Source organism: Paraburkholderia sp. SOS3 (genome assembly GCF_001922345.1).
In the GTDB taxonomy this organism is placed as follows: domain Bacteria; phylum Pseudomonadota; class Gammaproteobacteria; order Burkholderiales; family Burkholderiaceae; genus Paraburkholderia.
On record NZ_CP018811.1, the window covers coordinates 1,939,721 to 1,966,699 of the forward strand.

Annotated in this window: 22 protein-coding genes and 1 tRNA gene; 12 read left to right on the plus strand and 11 right to left on the minus strand. The window is 62.1% G+C overall.

Annotated features, from left to right (window positions below; genetic code table 11):
• Window positions 1-410: 410 nt before the first annotated feature.
• From BTO02_RS08880 to BTO02_RS08895, 4 genes are all read left to right on the plus strand, one after another.
• Entirely contained in the window at window positions 411-1,424 is a 1,014-nt protein-coding gene (locus BTO02_RS08880; RefSeq protein ID WP_075156725.1) for a YVTN family beta-propeller repeat protein, read from the plus strand.
• Window positions 1,425-1,493: 69 nt separating this feature from the next.
• The gene (locus BTO02_RS08885) at window positions 1,494-2,495 is read left to right on the plus strand and encodes a sterol desaturase family protein (protein WP_075156726.1); all 1,002 of its coding nucleotides are present in this window, start codon (window positions 1,494-1,496) and stop codon (window positions 2,493-2,495) included.
• A gap of 242 nt (window positions 2,496-2,737) precedes the next feature.
• Entirely contained in the window at window positions 2,738-3,568 is an 831-nt protein-coding gene (locus tag BTO02_RS08890; protein ID WP_075156727.1) for an EI24 domain-containing protein, read from the plus strand.
• Between the two features lie 42 nt (window positions 3,569-3,610).
• Window positions 3,611-4,447, plus strand: a complete 837-nt coding sequence (locus BTO02_RS08895; protein ID WP_075156728.1) for a competence/damage-inducible protein A — start codon at window positions 3,611-3,613, stop codon at window positions 4,445-4,447.
• Window positions 4,448-4,542: 95 nt separating this feature from the next.
• Here BTO02_RS08895 and BTO02_RS08900 read toward each other — a convergent pair whose 3' ends face one another.
• The gene (locus BTO02_RS08900) at window positions 4,543-5,007 is read right to left on the minus strand and encodes a rhodanese-like domain-containing protein (RefSeq protein ID WP_075156729.1); all 465 of its coding nucleotides are present in this window, start codon (window positions 5,005-5,007) and stop codon (window positions 4,543-4,545) included.
• Between the two features lie 475 nt (window positions 5,008-5,482).
• On the opposite strand from BTO02_RS08900, the gene glnA reads away from it, so the two are divergent.
• The 3 genes from glnA (at window position 5,483) to ntrC (ending at window position 9,841) form a co-directional block, all read left to right on the plus strand.
• Window positions 5,483-6,898: a type I glutamate--ammonia ligase gene (gene glnA / locus BTO02_RS08905; RefSeq protein ID WP_075156730.1), complete on the plus strand. Its 1,416-nt coding sequence runs from the start codon at window positions 5,483-5,485 to the stop codon at window positions 6,896-6,898.
• 164 nt (window positions 6,899-7,062) lie between these two features.
• The gene (glnL, locus tag BTO02_RS08910) at window positions 7,063-8,211 is read left to right on the plus strand and encodes a nitrogen regulation protein NR(II) (protein WP_075156731.1); all 1,149 of its coding nucleotides are present in this window, start codon (window positions 7,063-7,065) and stop codon (window positions 8,209-8,211) included.
• A 100-nt stretch (window positions 8,212-8,311) separates the two neighbouring features.
• Window positions 8,312-9,841 carry a nitrogen regulation protein NR(I) gene (gene ntrC / locus BTO02_RS08915; protein WP_075158723.1) on the plus strand — a complete coding sequence of 510 codons (1,530 nt, stop codon included), beginning with the start codon at window positions 8,312-8,314 and terminating at the stop codon, window positions 9,839-9,841.
• 82 nt (window positions 9,842-9,923) lie between these two features.
• Here the strand turns inward: ntrC and xth are convergent, their stop codons facing one another.
• The 3 genes from xth to BTO02_RS08930 form a co-directional block, all read right to left on the minus strand.
• Entirely contained in the window at window positions 9,924-10,700 is a 777-nt protein-coding gene (gene xth / locus BTO02_RS08920) for an exodeoxyribonuclease III (RefSeq protein WP_075156732.1), read from the minus strand.
• Window positions 10,701-10,860: 160 nt separating this feature from the next.
• Window positions 10,861-12,426, minus strand: coding sequence for an integrase (locus tag BTO02_RS08925; RefSeq protein ID WP_075156733.1), 1,566 nt, complete (start codon window positions 12,424-12,426; stop codon window positions 10,861-10,863).
• 478 nt (window positions 12,427-12,904) lie between these two features.
• Window positions 12,905-13,396 carry a periplasmic heavy metal sensor gene (locus tag BTO02_RS08930; RefSeq protein ID WP_075156734.1) on the minus strand — a complete coding sequence of 164 codons (492 nt, stop codon included), beginning with the start codon at window positions 13,394-13,396 and terminating at the stop codon, window positions 12,905-12,907.
• Window positions 13,397-13,649: 253 nt separating this feature from the next.
• On the opposite strand from BTO02_RS08930, the gene BTO02_RS08935 reads away from it, so the two are divergent.
• Both BTO02_RS08935 and BTO02_RS08940 read left to right on the plus strand, forming a co-directional pair.
• Window positions 13,650-13,726 (plus strand) — tRNA-Met (locus BTO02_RS08935).
• Window positions 13,727-14,342: 616 nt separating this feature from the next.
• On the plus strand, window positions 14,343-14,660 hold the full coding sequence (locus BTO02_RS08940) for a hypothetical protein (protein ID WP_075156735.1): 318 nt from the start codon (window positions 14,343-14,345) through the stop codon (window positions 14,658-14,660).
• A gap of 428 nt (window positions 14,661-15,088) precedes the next feature.
• On the opposite strand, the gene BTO02_RS08950 is transcribed toward BTO02_RS08940, so the two are convergent.
• Window positions 15,089-15,943 (minus strand): LysR substrate-binding domain-containing protein, encoded by an 855-nt coding sequence (locus BTO02_RS08950; protein WP_075158724.1) that lies wholly within the window; start codon window positions 15,941-15,943, stop codon window positions 15,089-15,091.
• A gap of 102 nt (window positions 15,944-16,045) precedes the next feature.
• Between BTO02_RS08950 and BTO02_RS08955 the strand changes: the two genes are divergently transcribed.
• Window positions 16,046-16,684, plus strand: a complete 639-nt coding sequence (locus BTO02_RS08955; protein WP_075156737.1) for a LysE family translocator — start codon at window positions 16,046-16,048, stop codon at window positions 16,682-16,684.
• 28 nt (window positions 16,685-16,712) lie between these two features.
• On the opposite strand, the gene BTO02_RS08960 is transcribed toward BTO02_RS08955, so the two are convergent.
• Both BTO02_RS08960 and BTO02_RS08965 read right to left on the minus strand, forming a co-directional pair.
• Window positions 16,713-17,069 carry a hypothetical protein gene (locus BTO02_RS08960; protein WP_075156738.1) on the minus strand — a complete coding sequence of 119 codons (357 nt, stop codon included), beginning with the start codon at window positions 17,067-17,069 and terminating at the stop codon, window positions 16,713-16,715.
• A 151-nt stretch (window positions 17,070-17,220) separates the two neighbouring features.
• Window positions 17,221-17,919 carry an aspartate/glutamate racemase family protein gene (locus tag BTO02_RS08965; RefSeq protein ID WP_075156739.1) on the minus strand — a complete coding sequence of 233 codons (699 nt, stop codon included), beginning with the start codon at window positions 17,917-17,919 and terminating at the stop codon, window positions 17,221-17,223.
• Window positions 17,920-18,064: 145 nt separating this feature from the next.
• Here BTO02_RS08965 and dinB point away from each other — a divergent pair, with 145 nt between their 5' ends.
• A complete protein-coding gene (dinB, locus tag BTO02_RS08970; RefSeq protein ID WP_083615049.1) occupies window positions 18,065-19,279 on the plus strand; it encodes a DNA polymerase IV in 1,215 nt (404 codons plus the stop codon).
• Between the two features lie 111 nt (window positions 19,280-19,390).
• Window positions 19,391-20,689: an amidohydrolase family protein gene (locus tag BTO02_RS08975; protein WP_075156740.1), complete on the plus strand. Its 1,299-nt coding sequence runs from the start codon at window positions 19,391-19,393 to the stop codon at window positions 20,687-20,689.
• Between the two features lie 92 nt (window positions 20,690-20,781).
• Here BTO02_RS08975 and BTO02_RS08980 read toward each other — a convergent pair whose 3' ends face one another.
• From BTO02_RS08980 to BTO02_RS08995, 4 genes are all read right to left on the minus strand, one after another.
• Entirely contained in the window at window positions 20,782-22,887 is a 2,106-nt protein-coding gene (locus tag BTO02_RS08980) for a M3 family metallopeptidase (protein WP_075156741.1), read from the minus strand.
• Window positions 22,888-23,252: 365 nt separating this feature from the next.
• Entirely contained in the window at window positions 23,253-24,110 is an 858-nt protein-coding gene (gene folD, locus BTO02_RS08985; RefSeq protein ID WP_075156742.1) for a bifunctional methylenetetrahydrofolate dehydrogenase/methenyltetrahydrofolate cyclohydrolase FolD, read from the minus strand.
• Window positions 24,111-24,460: 350 nt separating this feature from the next.
• Window positions 24,461-25,432, minus strand: coding sequence for a DUF2950 domain-containing protein (locus BTO02_RS08990; protein ID WP_198039216.1), 972 nt, complete (start codon window positions 25,430-25,432; stop codon window positions 24,461-24,463).
• 21 nt (window positions 25,433-25,453) lie between these two features.
• Entirely contained in the window at window positions 25,454-26,833 is a 1,380-nt protein-coding gene (locus BTO02_RS08995; RefSeq protein ID WP_075156743.1) for a DUF3300 domain-containing protein, read from the minus strand.
• Between the last annotated feature and the right edge of the window lie 146 nt (window positions 26,834-26,979).

Consider the following 26,979-nt stretch of genomic DNA (forward strand, 5'->3'; position numbering starts at 1 on the left):
CACGCAGACCGTTTGTGCCGTGCGTGTGCCTTGTGCCTGAACTGGCGGGTGATTCGGAAGAGCGATTTTCGAGTAATCCGCGTGGCTCGGGATATGAGTAAACTCTTAAAACCGCACTGGCCAAAAGTAATAGGACAGTCCTTTTAATTCGAAGATTACGGCCGCGCATTTAGGACGATTATCGATCGATTGACGGCGGCTAAATAAAATCCGATTTAAAGGGCGGAAAATTGCGGTATCGAGCGGATTCGCTTCGGAAAACCAGCAGGCGAAACTCAATACTTCTGTGTTCCAGCTGCTGCGCGCAAGGTGTTGCGGCGGTGCGCCGCAATCGGAAATTCCTGCGCTCCGTCAACCGTTTCAACGCGCAAACGTTCTACAATGGCGGCTGTCTTCAGTAGTGAGTCTTCATGCGCAAATTTTCCTTCTCCGGCTTGATCGGCACGTTCCCGGCGAGCGCGGCATTGGCCGCGGCGGCAGTTTTCTTCTCCCCGGGGGTTCACGCGAATAACGTCATCGTGCTCAATTCCGGCGAAGCGACGCTGAGCCTGATCGACGAGGCGACGCACCAGGTCGTCGAAACGGTGCCGACCGGCAAGGAACCGCACCACCTGATGGCGACGCCGGACAATACGTCGCTGATCGTCGCGAACTCGGTCTCGAATAATCTGCTGTTCGTCGATCCGAAGTCGGGCAAGGTGCAGCGCTGGGTCGAGGGCATCGAGGATCCTTACCAGATTGGCTTCTCTCCGAACCGCAAGTGGCTCGTCACGACGGGCCTGCGTCTGGACCGGCTCGATATCTATCACTACGACGGCCATAACCTCGCGCTCGCGCAGCGTCTGCCGCTCGCGGTCATGCCGAGCCATATTGCGTTCTCGGCCGACAGCAAGACGGTGTTCGTCACGCTGCAGGTGTCCGGCGAACTCGCCGCGGTCGATCTGGCCACGCAGACCGTGAAGTGGAAAATGAAAGTCGGCAAGGTGCCGGCGGGCCTCTGGATGACGCCCGGCGACAAATACCTGCTCGTCGGCATGACCGGCGCCGATTACGTTGCCGTGGTCGACTGGAAGAACCAGAAGGTCGTGAAGACCATTCCCACGGGCAAGGGCGCGCACAACTTCCGCTCGCTTGCGGACGGCCGGCACGTCGCGGTGTCGAACCGTGTCGCGAACACGATCAGCATCATCGACGAAGAATCGCTCACGAACGTCGGCGACATCACCGGCCTGCTGCCGGGTCCCGACGACATGGAACTTTCCTCGGATAAACGCTATCTCTGGGTAACGTTCCGCTTTGCGAAGCACGTCGGCATTATCGATCTGACGCAGCGTAAGCTGATTCAGACGATCGCCGTCGGTCGTTCTCCGCACGGCATCTATTTCTACGACCGCGCGCCGGTCACCGCACCGAACGGCGCGTAATGCGGCATACGGCAACGTGCGGCGCAGGTCACGGCAACGGCACAACGGGTTCGACGAACAGCGGGCATCATGTTCCATCTGATCTTCTCCACGCTCGATAACGCAGTGTCCACGCTGCAGACCGCGCTGTACGAAAGCGTCGTGCAGCCGCTGCTGTTTCACTTCGGCCTGATGGATTACGACGAAGACACGTACGACAGCCTGTACTGGGTCATCGTCGGCGTGTTCGAGGTGCTCGCGATGTATGCGGTGCTGCGGCCGCTCGAAGCGTTGCGCCCGGTCGAGCAGTGGGAAAACCGCAAGGCGGTGCGCGTCGATGTGCTGTACACATGGATCGCGAAGCTCGGCATCCTGAACCTGTTTTTCTTCTTCGCGCTGCAGCCATGGTTCGACGCAGTGCAAGGCTGGCTGCGGCTGCACAACATCGCGAACATCGAAATCGACAATCTGTGGCCGGGCGTCACGACCATTCCGATCGTCACGTTCGTCATTTATCTGCTGGTGCTCGATTTCGCGGGCTACTGGTATCACCGCTGGGAACATCGGTTCGGCGTCTGGTGGGAACTGCATGCAGTGCATCACAGCCAGCGCCAGATGTCGCTATGGTCCGACGACCGCAACCATCTGCTCGACGATCTGCTGCAGGCGTGTTTTTTCGCACTGATCGCGCTGTTTATCGGCGTGCCGCCGTCGCAATTCGTCGTGCTCGTCGCAATCACGAATCTCGCGCAAAGCGTGCAGCACGCGAACATTCGCCTGTACTTCGGCTGGCTCGGCGAGCGCCTGCTCGTCAGCCCGACGTTCCATCGCCGTCATCACGCGATCGGCTACGGCCACGAAGGCCTCAAGTACGGATGCAACTTCGGTGTGCTGTTCCCGTGGTGGGACATGATGTTCGGCAGTGCGTCGTGGAACCGCGAGATGGAGCCGACCGGCATTCGCGATCAGCTCGACGGCCACCGCTACGGCGATGGTTTCGTCACGCAGCATTGGCTTGCATTCGTGCGCATCGCAAGACGCCTCGCGCCGAAGCGGCGTGCGTCGCCGGGTAATGACGCTGCGGCGCTCTGAGCGTCCCGTTTTTCCTTCTGAAGCAGGCAGCGGGGAGCCGCCAGTAGCTCCCGCACGCGCCAACCGCCGCCGTACGAGGGCGGCATCGCCGAATGCGTTCCGGCACCGGCAGTTTCCGCCAGTCTGCCGCGTGGTTTATCCTGTCTACGTTTCGCACCGCTCGCTGGACTGCTTTGCACCGTTTGCCGTCCCGCTTGTTACAGCGTTCATTCCCAACATTTCTTTCACCGGCACCCGCTCGCATGAATGACCTGTTGCGCTCGTTCGGACGCGCGCTCGCAAGCGTGCTCCACCCGCGCATGCTCTGGCTGACTCTGGCGCCGTTCCTCGCGGCGGCCGTGGTCTGGGGCGCGATCCTGTGGTTTTCGTGGCAGACGCTGATCGGCGCAACGCGCGGTTGGCTCGACAGCTGGTCGTTTACGACCACGCTCTACCATCTGTTCGACTGGGCCGGCTTTTCCTCGCTGCACGCGGTCGTCGCGCCGTTTATCGTGGTCGCGATCGCGATTCCGCTGATCGTCGTCACCGTGCTGCTGCTGATCGCAACGCTATCGATGCCGGCCGTCATCAAGCATCTGGCCGCGCGGCAGTTCGCGGGCCTCGAAATGCGGCATGGCGGCACCTGGTACGGCAGTCTCGCGCATTCGCTGTGGACTACGTTCGTCTGTCTCGTCGTGCTGATCGTCACGCTGCCGCTGTGGCTCATCCCGCCGTTTTTCGCGTTGATTCCGCCGCTGTTGTGGGGCTGGCTCACGTATCGCGTGATGACCTACGATGCGCTCGCATTGCATGCGAGCCGCGACGAAAGGCGTATTCTCGTGCGGCGGCACCGGCTTCCGCTGCTGCTGATCGGCGTCGCGAGCGGTCTGCTCGGTTCGCTGCCGACGCTGCTGTGGGCATCGTCGGTATGGCTGATCGTGCTGTTTCCGGTGATGACCGCGGCGACGATCTGGATCTACGCGTTCATCCTCGTTTTTTCGGCGCTGTGGTTCGGCTACTACTGTTTGCGCGCGCTGCAGCGTCTGCGTGCGGAAGAGCAGGGGCCGCGCGGCACCGCGCCGGTTCCTTACTGATGCGGCAATTCAATTCGTGCATTTCATCCTGGCGAGGCGGCAATGGCATTTGGCGTGATCATCATCGGCGACGAAATCCTGTCGGGCAGACGGATCGATAAACATCTGCCGAAGGTCATCGAACTTCTGAAGGCGCGCGGTCTGTCGCTCGACTGGGCCGAATATGTCGGCGACGACCCCGCGCGCATTACGGCGACGCTGCGCCGTACCTTTGCGAGCGGCGACATCGTTTTCTCGACGGGCGGCATCGGCGCGACGCCTGACGACCATACGCGTCAGTGCGCGGCCGCCGCACTCGCCGTGCCGCTCGAACTGCATCCGCAGGCCGCCGACCTGATACGCGAGCGGATTCGCGAGATGCATCCTGCCGATGCGCCGCAGCCCGTCGATTACACATCGCCCGAGAACCTGCACCGGTTGAACATGGGCACCTATCCGCGCGGCGCGTCGATCATTCCAAACGGCTACAACAAGATTCCGGGCTTCTCGATTCGCGACCATCATTTCGTGCCCGGCTTCCCGGTGATGGCGTGGCCGATGATCGAATGGGTGCTCGACACGAAATACGCGCATCTGCATCACGCGACGCCGCATGCGGAGAAATCGCTGCTTGTGTTCGAGTTGCCGGAGTCGACCGTAACGCCGTTGATGGAGAAGATCGAGCGCGACTTCCCCGGCGTGCGCGTGTTCAGCCTGCCGAGCGTCGGCGATGCGGAGCGCGGCGGCGTCTATGCGCGGCGCCATATCGATCTGGGCGTGAAGGGGGAGCCTGAGGCGGTCGCGGCGGCCTTCGTCAAATTGCGCGAAGGCGTGCATCTGCTAGGCGGCGATATTGTCGAACCGGACGCGGCTACGGTGTCGGCGAAGCCGCAACGTTGAGCTTTAACGCAGGCGTGTGCGGCGATTGAACCCACACGCCTGCGATGCGCTTCCGAAGAAGCGCACCGGCTTCAGTTCGTGGAACCGATCGAAGCTCAAGCGCCGATCCACGGCAGGCCGCGGAAGCACCAGCCCGACACGGTTTTTCTGTGCCCCTGGCTGTCCTTGTCGCCTTCGAAACCCTCCAGCAGGTCCATCGCCTTCGTGAAGCCGGCCTGCGTAGCAGCAACGGCCGCGAGCTTCGAGCGCGCGGCACTGCGGCACAGCAGCAGCACGGGCGTATCGGGCGTTGCGACCTGACGCAACTGATCGAGAAATTCGGCGTTCGGCACGCCACCGGGATAGCGCGTCCATTCGACATGCGCATACTGGCCGTCGCCAACGAGCGGCCTGCCGACCCAGTCGAGCTCCGCGCGCGTACGCACGTCGACGAGACGTGTGCGCGGATCCAGTTCGAGGAGCTCGAAAGCCTCGGCCGGCGACAGCGCGCCCGCGTAGGGCAACTGATTATCGATGCGGCGCTTTTCGGCCTGTACGTATAACTGCTCGAGCGTGGTCATGACAGCGAGTCTCCTTTGGACCAAAGGATCATTCTAGCGCGCGACGCATCGGACGCGGGTAGTTGCCCGTTGTCGATCCTGAGGGGCGGACGTTGTCTGGGGTGTTGTCATGGTCACTGCATCGCTATTCAGGGAAATCGCGACGAGTGCTCCATAGAGGTGCAAAATTGCACCATTGCACCAAATAAAGGCTCTCATGGAAGGGTGATATCGATATTGCACGTAATTGGTGCATACGCCGAAGCGAAGCGTCATCGCAGTTCCCGCAAAACGTGCGACGATTCACGGCGGCGAGACGGGGCAACCGCGTTCCGCGCGCCACTGGAACGACGGTGGCATGGAAGCTGCTTTTATCCGGCCCGTTCGACCCGAAGCACGTCGAATTAAAGCGACTAACCCTGTAGACGCGGGGCAGCGGGTCAGCTAGATTGGGCGGCGGCTAAAACCGCCGAATTCGTTAATCAGGAGATAGGTTATGAGTAAATCCGTGGCCGACGTCATGCAACTCGTCAAGGACGAGGACGTCAAGTTTGTCGACTTCCGTTTCACCGACACGCGCGGCAAGGAACAGCACGTCTCGGTGCCGGTGTCGGCATTCGACGACGACAAGTTCGAAAGCGGCCATGCGTTCGACGGTTCCTCGATTGCCGGCTGGAAGGGGATCGAAGCATCGGACATGCTGCTCGTGCCGGATCCGGACACGGCGTTCGTCGACCCGTTCTACGAAGAATCGACGCTGGTGCTGACCTGCGACGTGATCGAGCCGTCGGACGGCAAGGGCTATGAACGCGACCCGCGCTCGCTGGCCAAGCGCGCTGAAGCCTATCTGAAGAGCACGGGCCTCGGCGACACGGCGTTCTTCGGTCCGGAACCCGAGTTCTTTATTTTCGACTCGGTGCAGTGGAGCTCCGATATGTCGGGCTGCTTCGTGAAGATCGGCTCGGAAGAAGCGCCGTGGTCGTCGGCGAAGGAATTCGAAGGCGGCAACACCGGTCACCGTCCGGGCCCGAAGGGCGGCTACTTCCCGGTCGCGCCGGTCGACACGTTCCAGGACATGCGCTCGGAAATGTGTCTGCTGCTCGAGCAGATCGGCATTCCGGTCGAAGTGCACCACCACGAAGTGGCGGGGCAGGGCCAGAACGAAATCGGCACGAAGTTCTCGACGCTCGTGCAGCGCGCCGACTGGACGCAGAAGCTCAAGTACATCGTGCACAACGTCGCGCACACGTACGGCAAGACGGCGACCTTCATGCCGAAGCCGGTGGTCGGCGACAACGGCTCGGGCATGCACGTGCACCAGTCGATCTGGAAGGACGGCCAGAACCTGTTCGCAGGCAACGGCTATGCGGGCCTGTCGGAGTTCGCGCTGTTCTACATCGGCGGCGTCATCAAGCACGCCCGCGCGCTGAACGCGATCTCGAACCCGACGACGAACTCGTACAAGCGTCTCGTGCCGCACTTCGAAGCACCGGTGAAGCTCGCCTACTCGGCGCGTAACCGTTCGGCCTCGATCCGCATTCCGCACGTGAGCAATCCGAAGGGCCGCCGTATCGAAACGCGTTTCCCGGATCCGATGGCGAACCCGTACCTGCTGTTCTCGGCGCTGATGATGGCGGGTCTCGACGGCGTGCAGAACAAGATTCACCCGGGCGAAGCGGCTGACAAGAACCTGTACGACCTGCCGCCGGAAGAGGATGCAAAGATCCCGACGGTGTGTGCCGGCCTCGACCAGGCGCTCGAAGCGCTCGACAAGGACCGCGAGTTCCTGACGCGCGGCGGTGTGTTCACGGATGCGATGCTCGACGCTTACATGGAACTGAAGGAAGCGGAACTGCAGCGCGTGCGCATGACCACGCACCCGGTCGAATTCGAACTGTACTACTCGCTGTAAGCGGCGATGCGCTTCGCCGCGGCTGGCGAAGCGCGCGTCCCTCGTTCGCGATTCGAAGGACCCAAGGGACGGCACCGCCGTCCCTTTTTTGTTGGACCATGCGTAACGTTTGCGGCGCACGAGGCGTGCGCTTGTTCATCGTCTCATCACCGCTGGACTGCAAGATGGTACTGAAGAATCTGATCAAGGCAAGGAAAGGGCACGGCCAGGGCGAGCCGCTGTCGGACGACGTGCAGCTTGTCGAGTCCGGACTGCTGCCGGGCTTCGAAGCATTGCCGACGGTCGTGCTGGTGCTGGAAAAACGCACGCTGCGCGTGGCGTTTGCCAACCCCTCGGCCGAATCGATGCTCGAGATGTCGCGCCGGCAGCTCACGCAGATGGCATGGCACGACGTGTTTTCGAATGCCGACGAATTGATGGAGACGATCGCGGCCATCGCCGACCATCGCTTCAATGCGACGCATCTCGACGCCGTGCTCGAGCGGCCCGGTCGCGAGCCGCTGCATGTGCATGCGGTCGTCGGCTTTCTCGAAAGCGCGCAGGAGTACGTGCTGCTCGAGCTGTTCGAAAACGAGCGGCATTTGCGCACCGACCGTGAAGAGCGCATTCACGATCTGACGTCGGTGAACAAGCAGCTGATCCGCAATCTCGCGCATGAGATCAAGAATCCGCTCGGCGGCATTCGCGGTGCCGCGCAACTGCTCGAATTCGAGCTCGGCGCGCGCGAGCGCGACGAATTGCGCGAGTACACGCAGGTCGTGATCAAGGAGTCGGACCGGCTGCAGACGCTCGTCGACAGGTTGCTCGAGCCGCACCGGCATCCGCATATCGTCGGCGATGTCAATATCCACGAGGTATGCGAGCGCGTGCGCGCGGTGATTCTGGCCGAGTTTCCGCGTGGCCTGACGGTGGTGCGCGACTACGACGTGAGCGTGCCGGACCTGCGCGGCGACAAGGAGCAGTTGATCCAGGCCGTGCTGAACATCGTGCGCAATGCGGCGCAGGCGCTGCATGAACGCATCTCGCAAGGCGACGCGCGCATTGAATTGTGCACGCGCATCGCGCGCAAGGTAACGATTGCGAAACGGCTGTGCAAGTTGGCACTGGACTTGCATATCGTTGATAACGGGCCGGGCATTCCCGAAGACATCCGTGACCGCATTTTCTATCCGCTCGTGTCGGGGCGCGAGGACGGCAGCGGTCTTGGATTGACACTCGCGCAGACTTTCGTGCAACAGCACGAAGGGCTGATCGAAGTGGAAAGCCGCCCGGGCCATACCGAGTTTCAGATTTTGCTGCCGCTCGACTGCTAACCCTTAATGTGCCACACACGCGGCGCCACAGGCAGCGCCACAAGCGCACCGCGCGTCGACGCCGGATGTGGCGCGCATCACGAGACTTCTGACGACCTATATGAAGCCGATCTGGATAGTAGACGACGACCAATCGATCCGCTGGGTACTTGAAAAAGCGCTCGCGCGCGAAAACTTCGCGACGCGCAGCTTTGCGAATGTGCGCGAGGCGGCGGGCGCACTCGATCACGACAGTCCGCAGGTGCTCGTCTCCGATATCCGGATGCCGGGCGGCTCCGGGCTCGAGTTGCTGCAGACCGTGCGCGATCGCGTGCCCGGCCTGCCGGTCATCATCATGACTGCGTTTTCCGATCTCGATAGCGCCGTGGCCGCGTTTCAGGGCGGTGCGTTCGAGTATCTCGCGAAGCCGTTCGACGTCGACAAGGCGGTCGAGCTGATCCGGCGCGCCGTCGACGAAAGCATGCGCGGCGAGCAGACGTGGGACGAACGCGTCGCGGAAGCGCCGGAGATGCTGGGTCAGGCGCCGGCGATGCAGGATATGTTCCGCGCGATCGGCCGACTGTCGCATTCGGCGGCGACCGTGCTCATTACCGGCGAATCAGGCACCGGTAAGGAACTCGTTGCGCGTGCGTTGCACCGGCATAGCCCACGCGCGAGCGGACCGTTTATCGCGTTGAACACCGCGGCGATTCCAAAAGATCTGCTGGAATCCGAACTATTCGGCCACGAGCGCGGCGCGTTCACGGGCGCGCAGGCGATGCGCCAGGGACGCTTCGAGCAGGCCGAGAACGGCACGCTGTTTCTCGACGAAATCGGCGATATGCCGTTCGATTTGCAAACGCGCCTGTTGCGCGTACTGTCCGATGGGCAGTTCTATCGCGTCGGTGGGCATAACCCGTTGCGCGCGAACGTGCGCGTGATTGCGGCGACCCATCAGAATCTCGAAGCGCGCGTGCGGCAAGGGTTGTTCCGCGAGGACTTGTATCATCGGCTCAATGTGATCCGGTTGCGGCTGCCGGCATTGCGCGAGCGCAGCGAGGACATTCCGCTTCTGACGCGCCATTTCCTGCAGAAGAGCGCGCGCGATCTCGGTGTGGAGCCCAAGCGCGTATCGGACGAGGCGCTTGCTTATCTGACCTCGCTGCCTTTTCCGGGCAACGTACGGCAACTCGAGAATCTCGCGAACTGGCTGACCGTGATGGCGCCGGCGCAGACCATCGAGATCAAGGATTTGCCGCCCGATCTCGTGTCGACGCAACAGATGCCCGTCGATGCCGCGAGTGTCATCGCGGCAGGCGCCGGCGGTGTGGATATGGCGGCGGTCAATGGCGCGGGTTCGACGGGCGCTGCGTTGGCGGCTGGCGGCGTGGTGCTTGCGCCGGGCGTCGCATCGGCCGCCGTGCCGTCGACGGCGAGCGCATGGGAAGGCGGCTTGCGGACCGAAGTCGCCCGGCTGCTGCGCGAGAACTCGCCCGATGTGATGGACGAATTGTCGCGCCGCTTCGAGGCCGCGGTGATTCGCGAAGCGCTCGATTTCACGCGTGGGCGGAAAGTGGAAGCGGCGGAGCGCTTGGGCATCGGCCGCAATACGATTACGCGCAAGATTCAGGAGTTGAATCTCGAACCTTGATGGTTGTTGGACTCTTGGGTTCGCGAGAGACTTGGCAGTTCGATGAAAACGGCTCGACGGCTGATTGCCGCCGGGCCGTTTTTCATTCGGTGAGCGCGACGACCGGTGCGTGATCGGACGGCTGGTCCCATTTGCGCGGCGTCTTGTCGACGTCGCAGTGCGTGCAGCTTTCGGCGAGCGGCTTCGACAGCAGGATATGGTCGATGCGCAAGCCCGCGTTGCGCCGGAACGCGAGCATCCGGTAGTCCCACCACGTGAAGGTCTTTTCAGGCTGATCGAACAGGCGGAACGAATCGACGAGGCCGAGTTCGATCAGACGCGCGAAGCCGGCGCGTTCCTCGGGCGACACGAGGTTCTGGCCTTCCCACGCTTTCGGGTCGTGCACGTCGCGGTCTTCGGGCGCGATGTTGTAGTCGCCGAGCAGCGCGAGCTTCGGATACTGCGCGAGCTCATTCGCAAGCCAGCTGTGCATCGCTTCGAGCCAGCGCAGCTTGTACGCGAATTTCTCGGTGCCCGGCGCCTGGCCATTCGGGAAATACGCGCTGATCACGCGGATGCCTTCGATCGTCGCGGCGATCACGCGCTGCTGCGGATCTTCGAAACCGGGGATATTGCGCACGACGCTGACATCGTCCACCTGCAGACCGTTTCGCACGAGAATGCCGACGCCGTTGTACGTCTTCTGGCCGGCGAACCAGCTGCGATAGCCCTTTTCCTCGAGTTCGGCGCGCGGAAATTTTTCGTCGGGGAGCTTCAGTTCCTGAAGACAGAGCACGTCGGTCTGGCTCAGTTCGAGCCAGTCGATGACGTGCTGCTGGCGGACCTTCAAGGAGTTCACGTTCCAGGTGGCAATCTTCATGAGATGTCCAAGGTGTTGATGCGTAGACGATGTGGCATTTTACTTGGCAGGCGTATACGGATCGGTATTTCGATTCTACGAGAGATACTTGCGGGTTTAGCTCTTAGCTGCTTGCACGCTCATGCGAGCTCAGCAATGGGATAGTCAGTCCAGATCTGCATCACGTGGTCTCGAGCAGGTCGACGCATTCGAGCGGAGAGGTTCTATCAATGACCGCGAGGGCCATATTTGCCTTTGCGACAAGTTCGAGCGGCCTGAGTCCCTGTTCGTAGTGGCCGTGGGTAATTCGGTCCATGCCTGCTCCAGCGAGCTTGGCGACCGTGCGCAGGCTCGCGTGCAGGGCAACACTGTCCAGCCGGCCGCCATGGAGGATGAGGTTGCGTTGTCGGTACAGGCGGTGAAACGATTCCGCGATCAGGTCTTTGATCGTCTGTAATTCTGGATATGGGTTCAGCAGCAACTTTTTCATCCGTGCAACGGCCGCTTGATCCGCGACAGAGGGCATCCGGGGCATCCGATTTTCAAGGATCATTCTGGCCAACACGCGCGACCGTTCCCGGTTTGCCTCGATGCCAGCCAGTTCTGCACACTCGGCGGGGAAGATTCGCTCTGCGCGTCGCGATAGTGCCGTGAGCTCGGCGCGCGGGAAGGAGCAGGTTACGAGCGTTGCCAGATTGTCCGCTGCCGAAGCCCTGTCGTTGGGATCGGCAAGCAGGCCTTCGATCGCACCCCAACCTCCCGCTATCGCGGCAGGCGGAGAACTGTCTTCCAGGTGGGCGAGCAGTTCCAGGGCAGCGTCAACGTCCTGGCTCACATCGCTGGCGAAAATACGGTCGCTTCGAAATAGCTCGCTCACCGCGACGCCGCGCGAATTGGCTTTCGTGGAGAACTCCCCTGTACTACCCCGCACCCAGACACTGGGGAGGAGGTCGAGCGGTTTGCCCGTGGCGAGCAGGGCTCGGGCCGAATACCGGTCGGATTCATTGCGCGCAGCGTTCGCTGCTCCGATTTCATCTCTGGCCGTCACCGTAAGGATCATCGCCGCCGCTGCTCGCACGCCGGTCGTGTCGAAACCATTCTGTCTTAACCATTCGGTTACAGCCGCCGCTCTCAACCATGGCGTGCGCGCGACATCGTTCAATCTCGGCATGCTTTTGACGGCGATCAGCACTTCAAACGCGCGAGGCGGGCTCGATCGGATCAGTCCTTGGAGTTCTTCGCAGAGCTCTGCGAGGGTGATGGGCTGAGGTGCGTCGCGTCGGCTCGCGATCCAGTCGTGCAAAAATCGAGCGGAGAATCCGACATCGAGCAAATGGGCGCCAGCGTGACGGGCAAAGTGTTCGGGTCGGAAATCATCGCTTGCGACGGCGCCTGCCCAGCGGGACAGGTAATTCGAAGATACACGCTGGCACAGCTCGCGGATGGTGAAATGAGCGACACCCTCCGGCCGCGGAACCTGCCGAACTTGCTCCGTGAGCAGTTGCTTTTCGGCAGCCGCAAAGGCCGGATGTGTGCCAACGCGCTTCTGCAATGAGGAGGCGATACGCTTGACGGATCCCTCGCTCAGATGCCCCTGCTTCATGACCGTGCATGCTTCGAACAGTTCGTCCATGGCTAGCACCGTGCCGATTCCCCAAAGTGACCGGTACCAGTGTTTTTGCTCGGAGAAGAACTCGTGCAAGCGTGCAAATGCGATCTGCTGAGCTGGATTGACAAGGTTGAGCATGCAATTTAAGATGATGGCTCGGTCAACAGAAGTGTTGATCCATCGTCTAGTGGGGCGCGACCCGATCGAAAGCGACAATCATAGATTGTTTAATGCGAACGGCTCAAGCCCCCAGTTGTTGAAAGCCCCGCTATTGGCGGGGCTTTTTTTTGCCTCATCGAATTTGCGCTGACATCACCTGGTGACTGACTGGCGTCGCTCGCGTGTTGATGATGAGAGCATGGCGATGTCTCCGTACGCTGACGGGGCGATGTGGAGCGTGTGCGTCCGACTGCTGTCGCGGCCTGGTCTGGGGGCCGCAACCAGAAGGGCGGTTAGGCGGAGCCCCATATTGGGTGGGCCTCTGGTGGCCGGGATTTTCTACCGGGGTTGATGTGTCTTGCGCTCGAAGGTCCGCATAGCGCACGAGACGTGCTTATCACTTTGATCGTTACGACGTTGACCGCTGCGGCAGTTCGCGAGGCCGGTTCTTTGCCGCTTACAATCCCGTGCGCGGCTCGAACGGACGCGCCGCATGATGCGCGACTTCCTCGAGATATGGCCTGAGCGCGGCGCTGAAGATCGTCTTCTGCTGGTCGGAGAGTCCGCTATAGAACGTGAGCCATGCTTTTGCCGATTGCTCGGGTAACGGCGCGTCTTGCGCGACGACGTTTTCGTGCGCCGCATGTAAAGCGGAAAGATCGAGAATCGGCTGCTGCAGGAGCGTTTCTTCGCGAGCCTGCATTTGATCGGCGTTCATGCGTTCGGCGGCGTGCGTTTCGCGCATCGCGTCGACGGCGGTCTGCCACTGAACTTCCTGGGTTGCGCTCAGGTTTAACTGGTCGTGCAATTGCCGCAGATTAAACGGGGCGACTGCAGGCTGTTGGCTGATCGCGCAGCCGGTGGGTTCGGCTTGCGCGTAAGCCTGGCCGACGCTGAACACGAATGCTGTGGCGGCGACCGCAAGAAAGCGCATGGTTTGCTTGAACATGATCGAGTCCCTTGTCATTGAAGTTATGGTGCCGGTGGGTGTGCGCGCCGTACGCAGCAGTGTTCGAGTGGATTGGCTGCAGCGCGTAATGGCATTCTTATCGCGCGGAGTTAGCCGAAAATTAGGCGGCCGGGGCAGGGCGGAGAGGGATGTTGTCGACACGCTGACGCCTGCTGTCTGTCACGCCTACGCGAAAACTCTGAAATAAATTTGACGGATTGCAGACGCGTTCAGTACAATCCGTTTCCTCTGACGCGGGGTGGAGCAGTCTGGCAGCTCGTCGGGCTCATAACCCGAAGGTCACAGGTTCAAATCCTGTCCCCGCAACCAACACCTGGTAAGGCGCTTCGTCGGTTTGCGCATCTGTCGAAGATGCCAAATTTTGTTGTTAGGACAAACCGAGGACAATCGCGGCGCGTTTGACGCAAAGCTACACCGAATCTGGAACCCGCTACGGCGGGTTTTTTGTTGTCCGTTCGTTTCGTGTAGTCGTTTGTTGTGCCCGTTAACCATCGGGTATCCTGAACAAGTCCGCGGCGTAAGAGATGTCCTATGGGAGTAATCGATCGTGCGGGATTCTTCGGGACGGCCTCGAATCCGTCTGTAGGGGGATTCATCAAAATGGGTAGGTATTTTCTGAAAAGATATTTGCCCTCGCGTTTTGCCTGCACAAGTGAACACTCCCGAGCGTGCCGCTCGTATACTCCAGACGCCGCCGAAACATTGGGCGGCGCAGGCTTGGCGGCCTGACTGTGTACCCGCACGCCTGCGCACGCAGGCTGTGCGCTTGCCTCTGCGCGTCCGCTTTTCCAACGGGCGGGCCGTGGTGGGGAGACCTTCGGGTCTGCCGGTTTGGTACACACTGGTCCGCCAACCCCGTCATCGTGCCCGCTCACCAATCTCGCCGAATGGTCGCGGGCTTCCCTTTGACAGCGGAGGACGCACCATGAGCGAACCCATCAAGAACCTATCCATCGCCGAGCTTTTGACGCGCAACGCGTCCCTGCACGAAGCGGGAAAATCGGCGCTCGAAGCAATCCAGCGTCACCAGAGCGACCTCCGAATTCTCGGCGCACTCGGGCGCGCGATCGCATGCGAAGCAACGAACGCGCTCGACCGGCCGCTATTGGCGATTGCGCTCAACGACGCGATCGCTCGCGCAGAAATGGACATTGATAGCGAAGTCACGGTACTCGAAAGCTGTCTTGGACATGAGGCCGTCGGTGTCGAACGAATCGACGTGTATGCAACCACCCGTCACTGAGCGAACACGAAGACAGCAATGAAGAAAACGCAATCCTTGAAGAGAGCCTGCAAGCAGTCGCGTACACGTGAACGCTACGCACGGCTCGCAATCTCATCGTTGAATCGCTGCAACCGCTCAGTCGAACAGTTCCGCGCGATTTCCGCGCTGGTCGCGACGGTCGTGCGTCACCCTGCCGTCACTGACGACGAGCGCCGCGCCGAACATACCGTCCTGTCTTTGCTGATGGAGACGGTAGAGGCATACGAGCGCGAGGCCGAAATGTATCGCGAACGGGTCGCTGACGTGGCGACGGACGCGCGCAATCTGCCCGGCGCGCGCGTGAGCGCGGATCAGGCATTGCTGCAAATGGAGACGGCTGAGTTGCCCGTGCGACGCGAGCTGCGCGAAGCGACATCGTGTAAGCGTTCTGCCTGCAATTCGCGCTCTCAAACCCGCAAATCAGTCAAAATCCGCTCTGCCAGAAAATCGACGGGCGGCCTTGCCGACCGCGCACTGCGCGCGAGGATGACTTCGAGTTCCGGGAGCGGCGGCAGACCTTCTGCCTCTCCGGGTTGCACGAGGTGATTCGGCACGCTGCACCTTGCGAGCGGCGCAACCGCGAGACCCGCTTCGACCATGCTGAACAATCCGAGCAAACTCGGACTCTCGTAGGACATCCGGTAGCGAATGCCAGCCTGCTGCAAGGCCGCGGTTGCATGCGCGCGGGCAGCGCTGCCTTGCTCGAATACCGCGATCGGCAGCGGGCGTTCCTTCCACACCTGCTGCTTGCCGCGTGCCGCCGCGGCCCAGACCATCGGCTCAAAGCGAATGAATTCACCGGATACGCCTCGCGCTTTCGTAAAGCAGGCGAGATCTAGCGTATTGTCCTTGAGCAGCGGAACAAGCCCGCTGCTCGGCAGACCGATCACACGGATTTCCACCCGCGGATGCGCAATCGCGAACTTCCGCAAAACGCTGGGCAGCAGCGACGACGCATAGTCATCGGGCACGCCGATCGTGACGCGCCCGCGCACCTCCGGACGAACCACGGACGCCCACGCTTCCTCGCGCATAGCGAGCATTTGCCGGCCATAGTCGGCGAGCGTGCGGCCCTCCTGCGTCATGACGACATCGCGCGTGGTGCGCGTGAAAAGCGGCTTGCCGAGCGTTTGCTCGATTGCCTTGATCTGCATGCTGACCGCCGACGGCGATCGATGCACCGATTGCGCCGCGCCGACGAACGAGCCCGTATCCGCCACCGCCACGACCATTTCCAGCACATCGAGATCGAGCTTTTTCATCATTCAGAAAATCTGAGGAATGTGCTCAGTTTAATCCGTTTTACTTGGGTGTCGATTGGCCGGATACTCACATCGCGATCGATCGCAGTATGGAGAAGCAAAATGGGAACGATGACCGAATTCCTGACCGTCGGCGGCATGCTGGCTGTGACGCCCGGCCCGAATATGGTCTACGTGATGTCGCGCTCAGTCGGACAAGGCCCGAGGGCAGGGCTGATATCGCTTGGCGGCGTCATGCTTGGCTATCTGTTCTATATGTTCGGCGCGGCGTTTGGGATTACCGCGCTGTTCGTCGCCATTCCCGGTGCGTGTCGTGTCCTTGCTGCCTGCGGCGCGCTTTACCTGCTTTATCTCGCGTGGCAGGCTCTGAGGCCAGGTGGCCGCTCGCCATTGCAGATCGCTGAAGTTCAGATTGAAGGACCGCATCGCCTGTTTGCGATGGGCGCGGCTACTAGTTTGCTGAATCCGAAACTCGCGCTGATTTTTCTGTCGTTGCTGCCGCAATTTATCGATTACCAGACAGGTAGTGTGCTGCGGCAGTCGCTGGTGCTCGGTGGCGCGCTGATTACCGCATTTGCTTCGGTTAACGCATTGGTTGCCGTGTCGTCGGGCAGCGTCGCGGGATTGATCGCGAGCCGGCCGCGATGGCTGCTTGCGCAGCGTTGGGTAATGGGCATCATGCTCGGGCTGCTCGGTGCGAAGATGGGTATCGATGCGTGGCATTGGGCTGCGCCGGTGTAAGCGACGCCGTCTCTTCACAGCGCTGCGATCAATGTTTCGTGACTCCTGTGTCCGCCGCATTCTGCGCAGTGCCTTTCCGGGCCGCCATCCGAACCATTCTTCCAATCACCTGGCCCGCACGGACACCTCCGAAAAATTCCACGTCCAGCGTCGCATCTAGTTCAGCATGATGGGCAATATTCTCTAAGAGTCCGATAAGCGTCATACGGTCTTCAGAAGAGATATGTTCGTCCGCGATTGCGCGAGCCAATGCGGCGAGCCGCGTAAACTGCTCGACATGCCGATGTCCGGCAATGAGCGCGCTATCGACGATGCGTTCGAGAAGCACAACGCGCGTGTCCTGCTGCGATTGCGTGGCGGTCTGTGGCGATGTGTCGATCGTCATCGGCTGATCTCCTTGGGCTAAATACAGGTACTCACCGCCTGGCGATGGGTGTGGGGCACATGCTTCAACATGCCGACGCAGTATATCTCATCGATACGTGATCCTTATCAACCGGTCGATGCAAAAGTAGAAGCCCTGGCTGCCGACGAGTCTACCGGTTTTGTATCGCCCAATCCACCGCCGCTTGCGCATGCAGGGCAGTCGTGTCGAAGACCGGCAACGACGAGTCTTCCTGTTTGATCAGGAGCGTGATCTCCGTGCACCCGAGAATCACGGCCTGGGCGCCTCGTGCGGCCATCGCGTCGATCGCATGCTGATAGATGCCGCGTGACGGTGCACCGATCACGCCGTGGCACAGTTCGTCATAGATGATTCGATGGACCTCGCGTCGTCCATCGTCATCGGGAACGAGCGTATCGAGGCCGAACCGCTCGCGTAATCGCCCTGCGTAGAACGGCTGCTCCATCGTGTATCGCGTGCCAAGCAGGCCGACGCGTTCGATGCCTGCCGCGCGCAGCGCGGCCGCCGTCGGATCGGCGATATGCAGGAAAGGCACGTCGATCGCGCGTTCGATGGACTCGTACACGCGATGCATCGTATTCGTCGCAAGTATCACGATGTCGGCGCCGCCGCGCGCGAGGCGTTGCGCGGCATCGGCCATCTGTTCGCCGAGCCTGTCCCAGGCGCCCGCGCGCTGATCGGCTTCGATCGAAGCGAAATCCACGCTCAGCATCAGGCTGCGGGCGTTGTGATGGCCGCCAAGCCTTGCCTTCGCATGGCGGTTCAGCAGCCGGTAGTATTCAGCCGATGACTCCCAGCTCATGCCACCGATCACGCCAATTGTCTTCATCGTCGTTGTGAGCGCCAGTGCGCGTCGTAGTGGTGATCAGCGGCGAGTATAGGCCGCGGCAGTGCGGTCGCAGCGGTACGGATCGAACGCTTTTCGCCGGTACGCCGGGCGAAAAATTCGTCGTACGTCGCTTGATTAAACTACTGTGGTTTTGTACAGTATCAACACTTTGAACCCGCCCGATGCCTCGCTGCCGCCCGCGTCGCCTGCTCGCAAAATCATCCATTGCGATTGCGACTGCTTTTACGCGTCGGTCGAGATGCGGGACGATCCATCGCTGCGCGGTCGCCCGCTCGCGGTAGGCGGCCGTCCCGAACAGCGCGGCGTCGTCGCCACGTGCAACTACGAAGCGCGGCGTTTCGGTGTGCATTCAGCGATGTCCTCGGCGCTCGCATTGCGCAAGTGCCCGGATCTGCTGATCCTGCCGACGGCGATGGAGAAGTACCGCGTCGCGTCGCGGCAGATCATGGCGATCTATCGCGATTACACCGCCGATGTCGAACCGCTGTCGCTCGACGAAGCGTATCTCGACGTCACGCGCACCGATCGGTGCAAGGGCAGCGCCACGCTGATGGCCGAAGAAATCCGCGAACGCGTGCGCGAGACGGTTGGCGTCACCGTGTCGGCGGGCGTTGCGCCGAACAAGTTCGTCGCAAAGATCGCGTCGGACTGGAACAAGCCCGACGGCTTGTATGTCGTGCGCCCGTCGGAAGTGGACGCGTTCGTCGCCGCGCTGCCGGTGCGCAAGATTTTCGGCGTGGGCAAGGTCACGGCTGCGAAGCTCGAAAAGCTTGGCCTGACCACGTGCGCGCAGTTGCGCGATTGGCCGCTCGTCGATCTGCATCGGCATTTCGGCGTGTTCGGCAAGCGTCTGTACGAACTGTCGCGCGGCATCGACGACCGCCCGGTGCGCGCGCATCAGGAGCGCAAGTCGATCAGCGTCGAAACCACGTACGTGACCGATCTGCGCACGCTCGATGAATGCATGAACGAACTGCGTGACCTGGCCGGGCAACTCGATGCGCGCATCGAGCGAGCCAGCGCAGCGGCGGCGGTGCGCAAGCTGTTCGTGAAGATTCGCTTTGCCGATTTCCAGCGCACGACAGTCGAGTGCGTCGGCAATGTCACGCATCTGCCTACGTTGCTCGCGTTGCTCGAAAAAGGCTTCGCACGGCGCAGCAGGCCGGTGCGGCTGCTCGGCGTTGGCGTCCGGTTGGAGGAGGCTACGCTGCAGAAGCGTGGCCAGTTCGATCTCTTCGATGTCGATATGGCCGACGAACCGACCGACGACCTGGACCACGATCCGGCCGACGAAATTCTCGAAGCCGATATGCATTCCGATTCACTGCCCGACACTTGATCCATCCTCGTTATCGGCACGCTCGGGCTGAATCTCTCCCCATGCTTTTTTGCCGCCGATAGAATCGATGAACACCAGAAGTGCAATCGCGTCACTCGCATCGGAGACCGTATGGACCTGATCATTCGTCGCGCGGTATTGCCGCGCAGCGCGGCACGCAGTGCGCAAAGCACAGCACCGGTCGATATCGGCATCGAAGGGGAGCGGATCGTTGCAGTCGAACCGCACATCGGCGCGCAGGCGCGCGAGGAAATCGATGCAGACGGTTCGCTCGTCACGCCACCGTTCGTCGACGCGCACTTCCATATGGACGCGACGTTGTCGTACGGCTTGCCGCGCGTCAATGCGTCCGGCACTTTGCTCGAAGGCATCGCGCTATGGGGCGAACTGAAGCCGCAGCTTACGCAGGAGGCGCTTGTCGAGCGCGCGTTGCAGTACTGCGATTGGGCCGTCGCGCGTGGCCTGCTTGCGATCCGCACGCATGTCGATGTTTGCGACGAGCGTCTGCTGGCAGTCGAGGCGTTGCTCGAAGTCAGGCGCCGCGTCGCGCCGTACATGCAGTTGCAGCTGGTTGCGTTCCCGCAGGACGGCTTGCTGCGCAGCCCGCGCGCCTTCGACAACATGAAGCGTGCGATCGGCCTTGGCGTCGACGTCGTCGGCGGCATCCCGCACTTCGAGCGGACCATGGCCGATGGCGCCGAATCGGTCCGCATGCTGTGCGAGTTCGCCGCGCAACAGGGCTTACGCGTCGACATGCATTGCGACGAGTCCGACGATCCGCTGTCGCGTCATATCGAAACGCTTGCGGCACAGACGCATCGTCTCGGGCTGCACGGCCGTGTCGCCGGCTCGCATCTGACTTCGATGCATTCGATGGACAACTACTACGTCAGCAAACTGCTGCCGTTGATGCGCGAAGCGGGTGTCGCCGCGATCGCGAATCCGCTGATCAATATCACGCTCCAGGGACGCGCCGATACGTATCCGAAGCGGCGCGGCATGACGCGCGTGCCGGAGATGCTGGCCGCGGGCATCGACGTGGCGTTCGGTCACGACTGCGTGATGGACCCGTGGTACAGCCTCGGCTCGGGCGATATGCTCGAAGTCGCGCATATGGGACTGCACGTCGCGCAAATGACCGGGCTCGATGCGATGCGCGCATGCTTTGACGCGGTGACGTTCAACGCCGCCCGCATTCTCGGTCTGGACGGCTACGGCATCGCACCGGGCTGCGCCGCGAATTGTGTGATGCTCGACGCGCGTGACGAAGTCGAGGCGATACGCTTGCGTGCCGCGCGTCTTGCGGTGGTGAGCCGCGGCAAGGTGGTGAGCCGCGCTCCGGCGGCGCGTGCGGCACTGGCGCTTGAAGGGCGTCCGCAGCAGGTCGATTTCAAACTGTATCGCCGATAAGAAACCGGGGCATTGCAGAACACTGCAATGCCCCGGTTTCCACTGCTCGAACAGTCGTGCCGGGCGTCAGATCCCGACGCGAACTCACGGAATCAACGCGCCGCAGGCTGCTCGGTCATCCCGTTATGACGCAACAGCGCATCGATATTCGGCTCGCGTCCGCGGAACGCCTTGAACGATTCCATCGCGGGCCGGCTGCCGCCCACTTCGAGAATCTCGCGCCGATAGCGCGTGCCGGTATCGGCGTCGAGCACGCTGCTGTCGGACGCTTGCGCGGCTTCTTCGAACGCCGCATACGCATCGGCCGACAGCACTTCGGCCCACTTGTAGCTGTAGTACCCGGCCGCGTAACCGCCCGCGAAGATATGGCTGAACGTGTTCGGCCAGCGCGAGAACGACGCCTGTGGAATGACATGGAACTGCTCGTTGATCTCGCGTGCGAGATCGTTCGCGCTCTTGGGACCGGCCGGGTCGAAGTCCACGTGCAGCTTCATGTCGAACATCGAGAACACGATCTGCCGCAGCGTGCCCAAGCCGCTCTGGAAATTCTTCGCGGCGAGCATCTTGTCGAACAGCGCGCGCGGCAGCGATGCGGCGGTATCGACGTGAGACGTCATGTCGTTGAGCACGTCCCATTCCCAGCAAAAGTTTTCCATGAACTGCGACGGCAGTTCGACGGCATCCCACTCGACACCGTTGATACCCGACACGCCCAGTTCGTCGACGCGCGTCAGCATGTGATGCAGGCCGTGGCCGAACTCGTGGAACAGCGTGATCACCTCGTCGTGCGTGAAGCAGGCAGGCTTGCCGCCGACCGGCGCCGAGAAATTGCAGGTGAGGTAAGCGACCGGCGTTTGCACGGGACCGCGCACCGGCTTGCGGCGCGTGCGCGCATCGTCCATCCATGCGCCGCCGCGCTTGCCTTCGCGCGCATACAGATCGAGATAGAACTGCGCGACGAGTCCGCCATCCGAATTTTCGACGCGGAAGAAGCGCACGTCCGGATGCCACGTCGTCGCCTCGTCGCGCCGGATGCGCACGCCGAACAAGGTCTCGGTGACCTTGAACAGACCTTTGAGCACCGCGTCTTCAGGGAAGTATTGTTTGACCTCGTTTTCCGAGAACGAGTAGCGCTTCTGCCGTAGCCGTTCCGATGCGAAGGCCATGTCCCACGGTTGCATGTCGGCGAGGCCGAGTTCGCTGGCCGCGAATTCGCGCAGCTCTTTCCAGTCCTGTTCCGCATGCGGACGCGCGCGTTTCGCGAGGTCTTCGAGGAAGGCCATGACCTGCGCCGGCGATTCCGCCATTTTCGGCGCAAGCGACACTTCCGCGAAGTTGCGATAGCCGAGCATCTTCGCTTCTTCGGCGCGCAGCTTCAGGTGCTCGGCGACGTTGGCCGTGTTGTCCCAGTCCGGGTTGCCGTTGCCGTACTGCGGACCGAGCTCGGACGCGCGCGTCACGTACGCGCGGTACATCGCTTCGCGCATCGGCCGGTGCTCCGCATATTGCATGACCGGAAAGTACGACGGGAAGTGCAGCGTGAACTTCCAGCCGGTCTTGCCGTCGCGCTCAGCGGCTTCGCGTGCGGCGGCAATCGTGTCTTCGGGCAGACCCGCGAGTTCCTCCGCAGACTCCGCGAGATACGCGTATGCGTTGGTCGCGTCGAGCACGTGGTCGGAAAACGCCTTCGACAATGCCGCCTGCCGTTCCTGCAACTCCGCGAAACGCGGCTTCTGGTCTTCGGGCAACTCGGCGCCGGACAAACGGAAATCGCGCAGTGCGTTCTCGAGAATCTTTTTGCGCTCGCTGGTCAGCACCGCATAGTCGCCGCTCGTGGCGATCGCCTTGTACTTCTCGTACAGCGCAAGGTTCTGTCCGACGCTCGACCAGAATTCGGTCACGCGCGGCAGGTTTTCGCCATAGACGGCGCGCAGTTCCGGCGTATCCGCAACCGCGTTCAGATGGCCGATCACCCCCCATGCGCGCGATAACGGTTCGGTTGCGCGTTCGACCGGTTCGACGATGTCGGCCCACGATGCCGGTGTCGCGGGTTCGCTCGCACGGTCGACGGCGGCCGTTGCGTTGGCAAGCAGCACGTCGAGCGCGGGCGTCACGTGTTCAGGGCGGATCTCGCCGAAACGCGGCAGATCGGTGAAATCGAGGAGCGGATTGTCGGATGTCGATTGGGTAGTGGACATGGTGCTTCCTGTCTGTCGCGTGATGTTGAAGAGGCTCAAACCTTGACGCTTGCAGGGCGCAGTCGCGCCCCGTTATTCGACTATGGGGGCGACGCCTGCCGTTTCCAGTCCGCGGCTGCCGGACGTAGCAGAAAGATTCGAAAGCGCGGCGAGCGGGCACAGGGCGCCTTCGGACCAAACTCAAGGATACGCATATTTGCACTGCAACGTGACGGAACGGCCTCGATCCTGCGTGCGCTGCTGCACGATGCCGCGGTGAATGGCATGGTGATATCCGCGTGCGCCGCGCAGGCTGGCCGGGGCTGTGCGAGCTTTGCGAGGGGGCTGCGACCGATGCGCCCCGACGCGCCCCGCCCACATTGGCGTTACTGCTTGCCCGCCGCGCGCTCGGCTGCTTCGATCGTATTGACGAGCAGCATCGTGATCGTCATCGGCCCGACGCCGCCCGGCACCGGCGTCAGGTAGCCGGCCACTTCCTTGACGCCGGCGAAATCGACGTCGCCGCAGAGTTTGCCCGCGTCATCGCGATTCATGCCGACGTCGATCACGGCTGCGCCCGGCTTCACCATATCGGCGGTCAGAATATTGCGGATACCGGTCGCGACGACTACGACATCGGCTTCGCGCGTATGCGCGCCGATATCGCGCGTCTTGCTGTGGCAGATCGTCACGGTGGCGCCCGCGTCGAGCAGCAAAAGCGCCATCGGCTTGCCGACGATATTCGAGCGGCCGATCACGACCGCATTCGCGCCCTTCAGCGAAATGCCGTACGCGTCGAACATTTTCATGATGCCGTATGGCGTGCACGGCCTGAACAGCGGTTTGCCCGTCATCAAAGCGCCCGCGTTCGCAACGTGAAAACCGTCGACGTCTTTTTCCGGCGCGATCGCTTCGATCACCTTGTGGCTGTCGATATGCGAGGGCAACGGCAGTTGCACGAGAATGCCGTGAATCTTCGGGTCGCGGTTCAGTTCGTCGATGCGCGCGAGCAGGTCGGCTTCGGACATCGTCGATGGATAGCGGTCGTACGACGAGTGAAAGCCGTTGTCCTGGCAAGCCTTCACCTTGTTGCGAACATAGACCTCGCTGGCCGGATTGTCGCCGACGAGCACGACCGCGAGGCCCGGTTGATGGCCTCGCGCAGTCAGCGCGGCGGCGCGCGATGCGACATCGGCGCGCAGAGTCTTCGAAAGGGCGGTGCCGTCGATCAGGGTGGCTGTCATGGTCGTTGGGAATGGGCAGTTTGGAAAGCGGGTGCGGCTGATGGACCGACTCGGCCAGCCGGCGCTTGCGGCCGCGAGCGAGGCGCATCGTGTGATTCGCTCGCGGCGCGTCGATCATTGTCGCGGCCGACCGCCATCGTCGCCGCATTGTCGACGTGGGGATGTATGCCTGAACCCGTCGCTGGCGGCATCGCCTGACGGCATCGCGAAAGAGCGCCGAAGCAGTCGCACGAAAACATACGCGGCGCAGAAAACTGCGCCGCGATTTCACTTCGCCATTATACCGTCGCTGCTTTATGCCGCCCTGGAGACGGCGCTCGAGGCGCCGCTCGAGGAACGTCGACGCGCGTTCAGGGCTGCGCCGGCTGCCACGACGGATCGGGATCGTACGTGCGGATCGCTTCGACCGCACTCGCCGTGCGCGGTCCGAGATCCTTCTGGTACACCTGTCCGTCCTGGTTGACGATAAAGCTCATCACGCCGGTCTTGCCATACTCGGCGGGCCACGCAACGAGCGCGAAGCCCTTCTTCAGCACACCGTCCTGCAGATAGCTCTGGGCACCGTCGTTCGCATGCGCGCCCTGGGCGCTGAGAATGCGGAAGTGGTAGCCGTGATAGGCCTCGCCTGGTGCGATATGCCGCTGCATCGTGGCGGCGAGCGGACCAAGCGGGCTTTCCGTTTCGCCGGGAGCCGTGTCCCAGTACAACCCGTCGTGCTGGCCCGGCGAGCTGATGAACTTCTGCGCGTAGTGCTGCGTGAGGTTCCGGTAGTCGTTCTGCGCATCGACGTAGGCGAGCGACGTCAGAATCGCCGAGCGCTCGTCGCGGCCGATCCGGCGCGTGAGCATTTCGTCGGTTGCGGCGGGCGTGTTGAAGCGCCAGCCGCCTGCGACTTTCTCGAGCGGAATCGGCAGCGTCCAGCCGCCGTCGCCGACTTCGACGTGCGCGCTCGGGCGGCCGTTGCGCGAGGCCGGATCGGCGACGATCCTATGGCCTTTCGCCCACTGGCCGAGAAACGCGTAGACATCGTCTTCGCCGATGTCGGTGGTCGGAATGAAGCGCGGATAGTTATTCCCGAGCACATGCTTCATCGCCGTGTGATCGTTCGTCGCGAGCGCATTGGCGAATGCCTCGGCGGCTGCTTCAGCGGTCGGATAAACGGCCTGAGCACGCACGGCAGGCGAGAGGCACAGCAGTGTGGCCGCGACGATCAGCGTGGCGGCCGCGCCGCGCGCGACATGTGCAACGGCGTGACGGTGCGATGCCGCGCGCGGCGCGAGGCTTGATGCGCGTTGCGAGCGTGATACGTGAGAGCGGGTCATATTGGGCTCCTTGTCGAATGATCAGCGGCCACGGCCGAAGTGGCGTCCACCGCCGCCTCCGAAACCGCCTTGTCTTCCGCCACCATTAAATCCGCCGCCTCCTTCGAAGCCCCCTTCGAAGCCGCCACGCGACGCGCCGCCGCCCTGGAAGCCGCGTGCACCGCCGCCATTCGCGCCGGGGCGATTCGCGTTGGCCTGCTGACCCGCGCCGCCGGCGCCCATGCGTGCGCCGCTGTTATTCGCGAGCGATGCGCGGCTTGCCTGCCCGCGTTGCATGTCCGAGCGCGCGGTGCCCGCGTCGCCGGCGCCGCGCAGCGCGTTATCGCGATTCACGTTCTGCGCGCTGTTGCGAATGTTGCCGGTGCTCTCGCCGCCGCTGCGGATGTTGTTGACGCGTTGGCTCGCCGTTCCGCTGAGGTTTTGGCCAGTGCGGTTCTGTAATGTCTGCTCGGCCTGCTGGCGCGATGCGTCGCGGCCGCGATAGGCATCGCGCTGCGCGGCCAGATTCGAGTTGTTGAGGTTCGCGCTGTTGAAATTCGCGCTGCGGTTGATATTCGCGTTCGTGCGATTGATGCTCTCGTTGCGATTCCAGTTCGCCGTCGTCGTGTTCGCGTTGATCCGGTTATTGACGTTGATGTTGTTGTACCGATTGACGTTGATGTTCACGTCATGGTTGTTCCAGTTGAAACCGCCCCAAAGCGAATTCGCGACCGCGACGCCGGCGCCGAACGCGAGGCCCGTCGCGAAGCCCGTCGCGATCGCGTAGCCGGGCGGTGGCGGCACGTAGACGGGCGGATAGGCAGGGTAGGGCCACGCGCCGTAGACGACGGTCGGGTTATACGTCGGCACGTAAACCACTTGCGGATTGGCCGGCACGATCTGAATCGTGCTTTGCTCGACGATCACCTTCTGCTGCTCGGTCGTTTTCAGATTGCCCGCTTGCTGCGCCTGTTTGCGCAGGCGCTGGACCGAATCCATCACATCGTTCGGCTGTGCGAGAAACGCATTGCCCAGTTGCGTGACCCAGTCGGGTTTCGATGCCATCGTCGCGAGCACCTGAGGGAATGCAACGAGCGATTGCACGCTCGGGTCCCACGGTTCCGACGCGACCGCCTTGACGGCGTTGTCGCCATGTTCCTGCGAATTGGCCTTCGACCATTGCGCGGCATCCTGAATCTGCTGCGGGAAGGTGGCGGCCATCAGTACCTGGGCGAGCAGTGCATCGGGGTAGAGCGCGATCGGCGCAGTCAGCGAATCGAGTTGCTGGTTCGAGATTTTTGCCGCCGTTTGCGCGAGCGCAGCGCCGGATATCGCCATGCCGGCGATGCCGGTCATGAGCGGTGCGCCGGCGAGCGCGGCGCACATGAGCAGTTCGCATTGACGTGTTCGGGAACGTTTCATGTTCATGTCCTCCTTGCGTGATCACGAAGAAGCGGACGTTGAAGCGGAAAGCGACGCTGTGTATATGAGCCAGATGCTGCGGAGCAAGATACTGTAGAGCGAGGTGCTGCGGCGTGATGCCGGTCGATCATGAGGCATTCCTGACG

Excerpts from the sequence above, each read along its gene's own strand:
- BTO02_RS08880 (WP_075156725.1), top strand. The coding sequence starts at position 411 with ATGCGCAAATTTTCCTTCTCCGGCTTGATCGGCACGTTCCCGGCGAGC.
- BTO02_RS08885 (WP_075156726.1), top strand. The coding sequence starts at position 1,494 with ATGTTCCATCTGATCTTCTCCACGCTCGATAACGCAGTGTCCACGCTG.
- BTO02_RS08890 (WP_075156727.1), top strand. The coding sequence starts at position 2,738 with ATGAATGACCTGTTGCGCTCGTTCGGACGCGCGCTCGCAAGCGTGCTC.
- BTO02_RS08895 (WP_075156728.1), top strand. The coding sequence starts at position 3,611 with ATGGCATTTGGCGTGATCATCATCGGCGACGAAATCCTGTCGGGCAGA.
- BTO02_RS08900 (WP_075156729.1), bottom strand. The coding sequence starts at position 5,007 with ATGACCACGCTCGAGCAGTTATACGTACAGGCCGAAAAGCGCCGCATC.
- glnA (WP_075156730.1), top strand. The coding sequence starts at position 5,483 with ATGAGTAAATCCGTGGCCGACGTCATGCAACTCGTCAAGGACGAGGAC.
- glnL (WP_075156731.1), top strand. The coding sequence starts at position 7,063 with ATGGTACTGAAGAATCTGATCAAGGCAAGGAAAGGGCACGGCCAGGGC.
- ntrC (WP_075158723.1), top strand. The coding sequence starts at position 8,312 with ATGAAGCCGATCTGGATAGTAGACGACGACCAATCGATCCGCTGGGTA.
- xth (WP_075156732.1), bottom strand. The coding sequence starts at position 10,700 with ATGAAGATTGCCACCTGGAACGTGAACTCCTTGAAGGTCCGCCAGCAG.
- BTO02_RS08925 (WP_075156733.1), bottom strand. The coding sequence starts at position 12,426 with ATGCTCAACCTTGTCAATCCAGCTCAGCAGATCGCATTTGCACGCTTG.
- BTO02_RS08930 (WP_075156734.1), bottom strand. The coding sequence starts at position 13,396 with ATGTTCAAGCAAACCATGCGCTTTCTTGCGGTCGCCGCCACAGCATTC.
- BTO02_RS08940 (WP_075156735.1), top strand. The coding sequence starts at position 14,343 with ATGAGCGAACCCATCAAGAACCTATCCATCGCCGAGCTTTTGACGCGC.
- BTO02_RS08950 (WP_075158724.1), bottom strand. The coding sequence starts at position 15,943 with ATGAAAAAGCTCGATCTCGATGTGCTGGAAATGGTCGTGGCGGTGGCG.
- BTO02_RS08955 (WP_075156737.1), top strand. The coding sequence starts at position 16,046 with ATGGGAACGATGACCGAATTCCTGACCGTCGGCGGCATGCTGGCTGTG.
- BTO02_RS08960 (WP_075156738.1), bottom strand. The coding sequence starts at position 17,069 with ATGACGATCGACACATCGCCACAGACCGCCACGCAATCGCAGCAGGAC.
- BTO02_RS08965 (WP_075156739.1), bottom strand. The coding sequence starts at position 17,919 with ATGAAGACAATTGGCGTGATCGGTGGCATGAGCTGGGAGTCATCGGCT.
- BTO02_RS08975 (WP_075156740.1), top strand. The coding sequence starts at position 19,391 with ATGGACCTGATCATTCGTCGCGCGGTATTGCCGCGCAGCGCGGCACGC.
- BTO02_RS08980 (WP_075156741.1), bottom strand. The coding sequence starts at position 22,887 with ATGTCCACTACCCAATCGACATCCGACAATCCGCTCCTCGATTTCACC.
- folD (WP_075156742.1), bottom strand. The coding sequence starts at position 24,110 with ATGACAGCCACCCTGATCGACGGCACCGCCCTTTCGAAGACTCTGCGC.
- BTO02_RS08990 (WP_198039216.1), bottom strand. The coding sequence starts at position 25,432 with ATGACCCGCTCTCACGTATCACGCTCGCAACGCGCATCAAGCCTCGCG.
- BTO02_RS08995 (WP_075156743.1), bottom strand. The coding sequence starts at position 26,833 with ATGAAACGTTCCCGAACACGTCAATGCGAACTGCTCATGTGCGCCGCG.